At 56.8% G+C, this 7,152-nt stretch carries 6 protein-coding genes; 3 read left to right on the forward strand and 3 right to left on the reverse strand.

Going from position 1 to position 7,152, the window contains the following annotated elements:
• Positions 1-862 (forward strand): IS66 family transposase (tnpC, locus tag K7H91_RS25115; protein ID WP_230722903.1); only part of this gene is annotated, 862 nt, incomplete at its 5' end.
• A gap of 61 nt (positions 863-923) precedes the next feature.
• Positions 924-1,358 carry a hypothetical protein gene (locus tag K7H91_RS25120; protein ID WP_230722904.1) on the forward strand — a complete coding sequence of 145 codons (435 nt, stop codon included), beginning with the start codon at positions 924-926 and terminating at the stop codon, positions 1,356-1,358.
• On the opposite strand, the gene K7H91_RS25125 is transcribed toward K7H91_RS25120, so the two are convergent.
• The 3 genes from K7H91_RS25125 to K7H91_RS25135 form a co-directional block, all read right to left on the reverse strand.
• Complete coding sequence (locus K7H91_RS25125; RefSeq protein WP_230722905.1) at positions 1,314-2,315, reverse strand: hypothetical protein; 1,002 nt, start codon at positions 2,313-2,315, stop codon at positions 1,314-1,316. The genes K7H91_RS25120 and K7H91_RS25125 overlap by 45 nt on opposite strands.
• A 443-nt stretch (positions 2,316-2,758) precedes the next feature.
• A complete protein-coding gene (locus K7H91_RS25130; protein WP_230722906.1) occupies positions 2,759-5,089 on the reverse strand; it encodes a S8 family peptidase in 2,331 nt (776 codons plus the stop codon).
• A gap of 3 nt (positions 5,090-5,092) precedes the next feature.
• On the reverse strand, positions 5,093-6,088 hold the full coding sequence (locus K7H91_RS25135; RefSeq protein ID WP_230722907.1) for an AAA family ATPase: 996 nt from the start codon (positions 6,086-6,088) through the stop codon (positions 5,093-5,095).
• A gap of 459 nt (positions 6,089-6,547) precedes the next feature.
• Between K7H91_RS25135 and K7H91_RS25140 the strand changes: the two genes are divergently transcribed.
• Positions 6,548-7,152, forward strand: a 605-nt coding sequence (locus K7H91_RS25140; RefSeq protein ID WP_230722908.1) for a hypothetical protein, incomplete at its 3' end; no start/stop codon positions are given.

Genomic DNA, 7,152 nt, shown 5'->3' on the forward strand with positions numbered 1-7,152 from the left:
TGAAACGACTATTCCTGTGATCCAGCGCGGTCGCGGGCAAGTCAAACGATGCTACGGCTGGGCTGTAAAACGAGATCATACGCGATGGTGCGGAAACGAGCCGCCAGCAATTGTCTACGTGTTTAAGGAATCGCGCGCGGGCTATAATGCCGTCGAAATCCTTGAGGGATTTAGCGGGCATCTGCATGTCGATGGCTATGCGGGATACAACCGCTTAACAGAAGAAGACCGCCCCGAAGGTCCCGTTGGACTGATCTATTGCTGGACTCATGTCCGTCGACGTTTTGAACGAGTGATTGAAAAAGACGGTTCGAGAGCAGCAGAAGCGATCAAGGAGATGATCGATAACCTTAACAATATCGAGAATAAATTTAAAGGCCAATCACCTACTGCTCGACTCGAGGCAAGAACGAGAAAAAGCAAACCTATCGTCGACAGGATTTTTCGAAAATGCGAAAGCTTAGTCCACCAAATCCCGGAGAGGTCCAATCTTCGCAAAGAAATCAATTATACATTGAACCTTCGCGAAGGCCTGACAAAATTTCTCGAGGATGGGCGGTTCGACTTTGACAACAACTTGGTGGAGAATTCTATCCGAAAAATAGCAATCGGGCGCAACAACTTCATGTTTGCCGGTTCTATCAAGGGTGCGGAGGTGTGGCTGGCGATGACCTCGATCTGCGAGACCTGCCGGTTAAACCGCGTATCTCCAGAGCTCTATTTTGGCTGGGTGCTTGGTAGCATCAACGAGGATGTCATCAAATTGCTTGAGCAGGATACCTTGTCAAAAAGGCAGGAGCGAGAATTGTTAAAATTCTTCAATAAGCTTCTCCCCTGGAATTGCCCTGTGGGGCGCTATTAATCGGAATTTCAGACCGATTTTCGCCTGGCCGCCTTTGGGCGGTCGGGCATTCGGTCAGATCTTGTCCCTCAGCGTAAAAGGCCGCCTGGTAACGCCGGCCTTCCCTCTCATCAACTTCAGTCGCGCTCCTGATATGACCGAGCAGGCCCTCAATGTGAGATTTCCGTCGGCATCAGCATTGCCCGCCAGTGGAGCGTACGTCCTCCGCTATGTTGATCTGCATCTTTCGAATGTCGGCAAGCTCGGTACGTTCGCGTTCTGGGAAAGGTCCGGACATCAGAACATTGCAGGTGGCCGCCACGCAGCTGCTTTGGACGTACAGACTGCCATTGGTATTCACAATTTGCGCGATGCCGATCCCGATGGGTTGGCGCATATCTTTGCCGCGTGCCCGAACAATGTGTTGTTTTTTATGGGGCAGCACCATCAGGGAAACGCACTCTATTTGGCATCATGTCGCGTCAGTCGCCAAGCCATGCGCGAGTTTCTCGATTAGCGCGACGCATTCACGGACCGCGGCCTCCTTGACAACAAGGCGCTGGCCTTCACGGTAACTCTGATCGCCCGTCTTTCTGATGTAGTCGGCATCGACAAGTCCCTCGCGATGGGCGAGGAGGTGGCGCTGTTGGAACAGGCGCTTCAGGAAATCGAGTTCCGCTGCCGAAAGATGCGCATCATAGGTCTTGCCGCAGGCGGCCTGCCAAAGTGCGCTTCCCTCATCCAGGTTCTGAAACGCGTTGCGGCGCGGAGCCGGATTACCCGGCCGCTTGGCGTAGAGTGCTTCGGCGAAACGCTGAAATGCCGTCACGATCCTTTGCAGTGAATCTTCGATCAGCAGCCGGACAATATTGCCCGCATCATCGCGCGACGTCAGCCCCGCGGCGATGGCCGACAGGTTGTCGAGTGTCGCGCGGATCGTACCGACTGACTGACTGAAGACGAGGTCAGCGGCGTTGTGACCACAGGCCGGGCAAAAATAGGCCGAACCAATGACCGCGTAGCGGCAGGCGCATTCCGGGCATTTGATCTTGAGCTGCATCGGTTCGGTGGCAGCGGCCGGAAGAACGATCTCCTTCGGCTTTGCGTCAACCTTCATGGACATCGAAATAAATGACCGGCGCGGCTGGCGTCGATTAAAACGATCCGCATCGCTGCACATGGCCTTATTAATTGTGTGCTTCAACTCGGCAAACGCAGCTTCCTTTGCCTTTTCGACCTGCTCGTGCGTCCACCACTCGTCGGATTTGGCCTGATGACCGCAGAAAGGACACCACACGGCCTCGTCAGTCACGATGTCCCGCCAGTCTTCTTCCTGTACCTTGAAAAGAAACTCGCACTCGGTGGCCGGGCATTGCCGGTCGACAAAGCCGTCGGCGTCAGCTTCAACCACGACGGGCACAGAGACTTTCATGCCATCAAGCTGCTGAAGTGATTTAAGCAGGTCTTCAAACATTGGTTATTCCCGCACTAGACTTTACGGAACATAGCATAAGTATCCGGATTTCTTGATTCTTTTATTTGCTTTTGCTGCATGCAGCCCCTGCGGATAATGATCTCTTGTATGGGGAGAGGCTTGGGAGACCACCATCAAAGCAGCCCATGCCGGTGGCAGCGTCAAAGCGATGACGTAGACTACACGGTTCCGACGCAATAGATCAGCCGTCAGATAATCGCATTGTCTCAAGGCTGGTGACCATGCGGCAGCCATTAATACGTTCAGAAGCCACGCATTGACAGTTTGGTTCCAGCAAAAGATGCTATTGGGAGTTTGTTTACTTCGAAGCCTCCTCGATTTAAAAGTCATCACGTGTCTTCACTGCTGATCGCGCGGACGTCTGCTTTCAAAAGCTCGCAAGCGTAACTTGCACTGGGATGCTCCCGACTTTTTCAGGCTTCTTATGCCCGCACTCGCTGTCTCAATCTTGCATACAGCTGGATGGATGGCTGGTGCTCGAGCTCAACCACGATCGCGAAATTTTGGGCGACTTCCTGCGGTTCGGCCCAGCCCCCGGCGCAACGGACTATGAGATAATACTCATCGCCATAGCTTGTCGTGTCTTGGACAAAGGTCTTTGCTGCGGTTTGCAGCGTCTGCCCGTCCCGGCTGTTCGGACCGGGCTCGAGGCCGCACTTGAACCTATTCGGAATGTCCGGCGGATCACCTTCCTCCGCCGTTCTTGAGCGGAAATGAGAGAACACTTCGGCGGAGGGACAGCCGCGCAGAAGCCGGAAGTTCATCTTCGTGCCGATGTACTCTGCCCGGGTTCGCCGGACAGGAGGATCGAACGCCAGAGAGACGCGGACGGTTCTGCGGCCGTTGCCCTGAAACTCCGGCGGCACGGGCACGCGATAGACCGCGAAATGGTTGATGCTGAGACGGTCCTCCGCATACAGGATCACCCGGTGATCGTCGGAATAGGCGGCCCGCAGCGTGTCCACCATCCCGTGGCCGCAGACACGTGCTTGGTCGGCCGCATCCATACCTGCCAGACGACGGGCGCATGCATCGGGGACGCTTGCTGCCCCCGCAAGAAGTGCCCGGATCAGGTTTGCGGAAGCTGTCGGGAACAGCCGCAGGAGTTCCGCAGCTTTGTTGGCGAGCATCGGCGCGGCGTAGGAGGTTCCCATACCGCTTGTCAGGAGCTGCCTGGTGAATTCATGGTTCAGCGTGATGATGCCGGCTTCCGGAATGTGCGGTGCCGACTGCAGCCTGGCTGATGGAGCGTCAAAAACCAGCGTTCCGCCAATGTCAGCGAAATCGGGTTTGCTGATACCTCCCGCGCCGGGCCCCGAGCGGGAGAAAGGAGAAGGCTCGAGTGCCTGAGTGATCGGCCGGATATGGGCATCCCGATCATGCCTTGCTCCGAGACCGGTCCCATTGGCCAGTGCCCCCACCGTGATGACGTTGCTGGCTCCGGCCGGTTCGCAGAGCCGGTTCGCCGCTTCGAGCAGATATGCCGGATATTCCGTGATGGCCTGCTCGACTGACGATCCGCCACGCGGGGCACGGTTACCGGCGGACACGAATATCAGCACGTCGAGTTCGCGTGCCAGTTCATCGAGCGTTGCCGCCCAGGGACCGACCCGTCCAGGTTCGCTACGTGCACGGACATCTCCGAGCGAGATGACGAAAATGCGGCAGTTATGGTCCCGGTGCAGCTGAGTGATAGCCTCGCGCATCTGACGCGGGAGCGTCCGGCGCTCATAAAAGGCACCGTTGTCCTGCACCACTTTCGCGGAAACCAGCTGCCCAGCCGGCTGCAACCTTCCGTCCCTCAGCCAGTCTCTCAGGTCGCCGAACAGGGCAACACCCCCGACCCGCGTGCCATGGCCCCAGACATCTGCGGTTCCGAGTTCTGTCGGGAAAGCTCTTCGTTCGATGACGACCCCCTCGAGGAACGGATGCTCATTGAGACCGCTGTCCAGCAGGCCGATGACCGGAGCGCCGGCCTCCGGCGGCAGAATCTCCGGTGCGTCCTCAAGGGTCATCTGCACAAAGTCAGACGCTTCGAGGTCAGGCTCCGGCGGTAGATCAATGAATGCTACCTCGGGCACGGCCAGAAGCGGCCGCAGCACCCGTCCGGGAGCCCGTACCCGCAACATCGTAATCGACGGACCTATGTAGACATCGAAGACTTCCGCATCGCTGCCGATGATGAAGTCCTCGATTTCCCGAGCCTTGCGTTCCCGTGCAGGCCGTCCGCCGAAGTCCCAGAGCTCAATATCGACTGTGTAAACCTCGTCGCTTACTAGGTCATCAGCTTCGCTGAAACCGTATTCCCTGAAGCGGACACCGAGCCGATCGCGGGGCGTCAGTGTGCCGACATTCTCGATCCGCGTGACGAATCCTTCATATCGTCTTCCCCGCTGACCTTCCGGAACAGGCCCATCATAGGCTTCGAGCCGCTGCAGAAACGCGGAGAGATCGCCCTCGGATGAGAACAGGACGATATTGCGGTCTTCGTCGCTGGACAGAAGCGTTAGGCCGAGCGCTTCCCATTCCACTTCGAGCAGCATTCCCTGCATCTGCACCCGCAGGATCAGCGAAGGATCAACGAATTGAAGCGGCCGGCTTTCCTGCTGGGTCCGGACGGCTTCTTCGACCTGCCTGCGAACGCGGCCGCCATAGCCACCATCGCGGGATGGTGTCGGGCCGGGGAAGCCGGTTTTCCGCCGTTCCATCGTCTCTGGCAGCCGCAGCAGCGGCAGATGCTGATGACGCGCCACGGCTTACTCCCCGGCCTGCGCTTCCAACTTCTGTTTGCGGGTCAGTCGCCGCCTCGCATCCCGCATAGCTTCACGGAAGTCCTTGTCCAAAACTGCCTTATTGCCGCCGAGGACCGACAGCTTCATTGCCTGGACGCAGACCCGCTCGAGGTCCGCATAGGAATACCCCAGAAGCTGATCGGCATAACCTGTAGGATCGAACGACGCCCGCACATTGCGGAAAGCATGAACCAGGTACTTGCGCACCATCGCCGCGTCGGGCGCATCGAACCAGACGATTTCATCGAACCGCCGCCACACAGCCGGATCGAGATGTCCGTCCAGATTGGTGGCCGCAATCAGAAAGCCGCCCGGCTGTATCTGTTCGATGAAGATCAGCAGACTGTTGACCACGCGGCGAAGTTCGCTGTGTTCGCCGGCCTCTTCACGGGAGCGGGCAATCGCATCGAACTCATCAAAAAACAGAACACAGGGCTGCCGGCGGGCAAATTCAAACGTCTTGCGGATATTCGTCGCGGTCTCACCTAGATAGGAGGAAATCAGGCTGTCGAGCCGGACATGAAAGAAAGGCAGTCCCAACTCGTGGGCGAAGACTTCGGCGCACAGGGTCTTGCCAGTCCCCGGGGGCCCGCAGAAAAGAAGCTTAGATCGCACTGGCAACCCGTGACGCCTGATCCGGTCTGCCTGCCGGAACTCCCGGATCAGTCCGAGAAAGAGCTCAGTGTTCTGCGGAGATAGCAAAATATCCTGAGGGCCGTGCGTCGGCTCCATTCGCTGGATGAAGTCATTGGCCTCATCCGGGAATGGCACCAGGCGCGAAAGTCCGGCGGCAGACCGCGCTGCCGTACCGATATTGTCTAACGTTTTTCGAAGACTGCGCGCCAAAACGCGATTGTTCTTCTTCTCCTCTTCGGAGATAATTTGCTCGACAACCGCGCGGAACTCTTCCTCGTGGCCATAGCTCGCAAGCAATTTTTTTACCAGTTCACCGCGTGCCATGCTCGCCTCGTGTTTTGGCTAAGGATACCTGCATTTGCAGCTTCTGACCAGTATTGATGTTTCCTTGATAGCCCCGAACATCGTCGCGGAAAACCAAGCGGAAGGTCGCGCTTCGGACGTTGGGATGCGGGTGTGTGATTGGCCGCAATAGGCCGAAAGCGCAGCAGCAAGCAATGTAGGACGATGTCCGCTTTGCCGTCTGGCCATTCGGAAACCTGCCTGACAGTTTACGGCCCCATTTCTGACGGTCTGGAAGGCGCCCCCATTATTGCCGTTCAGGCTGTTGTTGAATTTCCGCGAAGCTGCCACTCACATAAATCAGGTAGGATGCCCGAATTGGAGTGAAGGCTGACGGTTGCCTGCCAGCGATCCGTCTAGCATCGTCTTCATCATTGCTAAAATCGTCTTCCACGCAAATAATACTGTCAGTTTTCTTGATCGCATATTGGGAGGAGTGGCATGGGAGTACCAGATCGATTTTCTATCGAATATCCGACACGGGCACTTGAGCTCATCGGCATACTTGAGACACCAGCAAGAGAGCGTAACCTGTTGGGGTCATTTGGTTTATTAGCCGCTTCTGCTATCCTAACGATCCCCTTCGAGCGATTGCGCTCAAGTCACTTCCTGCACAACGACGCGCGCGATGCAGACTTAGTGAAAAACTTAAAGGCGCTGGAAAAGGCCGTTTTTCTGGAGGCGCCATTCTGGCGATCCGAGCCGGACGGCGGAGCATGGCGGCAGTCCCTTATCGTGAACGCTGTCAATGAGGTGAATGGCTGGTTGGATCAGGACGGCTGCGATCCGCGATCGGAAGAATCCAACACGATCCAAACCCGTAAAGCCAGTGAGGTGTTACGTGTGCTCCGCAACGCCCTTGCGCATGGCAACATCATCTATCTCGACAAGAACGGTCAGGAGATCGCCGGAAATCAAATGGTCTATATGGCCTTCCTCTCACGCTACGAGGAAACTGCAGCACAACGCGAACAGGCTGAAACCTATAGGGTGGTGATCACGACCTGTCCGTCGTCGAATGATTATGGACAGGATGGGGTCTGGCT

It is taken from the genome of Martelella mediterranea (assembly GCF_021021415.1).
GTDB lineage: Bacteria > Pseudomonadota > Alphaproteobacteria > Rhizobiales > Rhizobiaceae > Martelella > Martelella mediterranea_C.

Bases quoted from the DNA above. Each gene is read 5' to 3' on its own strand.
- K7H91_RS25135 (WP_230722907.1), bottom strand. From the start codon at position 6,088: ATGGCACGCGGTGAACTGGTAAAAAAATTGCTTGCGAGCTATGGCCAC.
- K7H91_RS25125 (WP_230722905.1), bottom strand. From the start codon at position 2,315: ATGTTTGAAGACCTGCTTAAATCACTTCAGCAGCTTGATGGCATGAAA.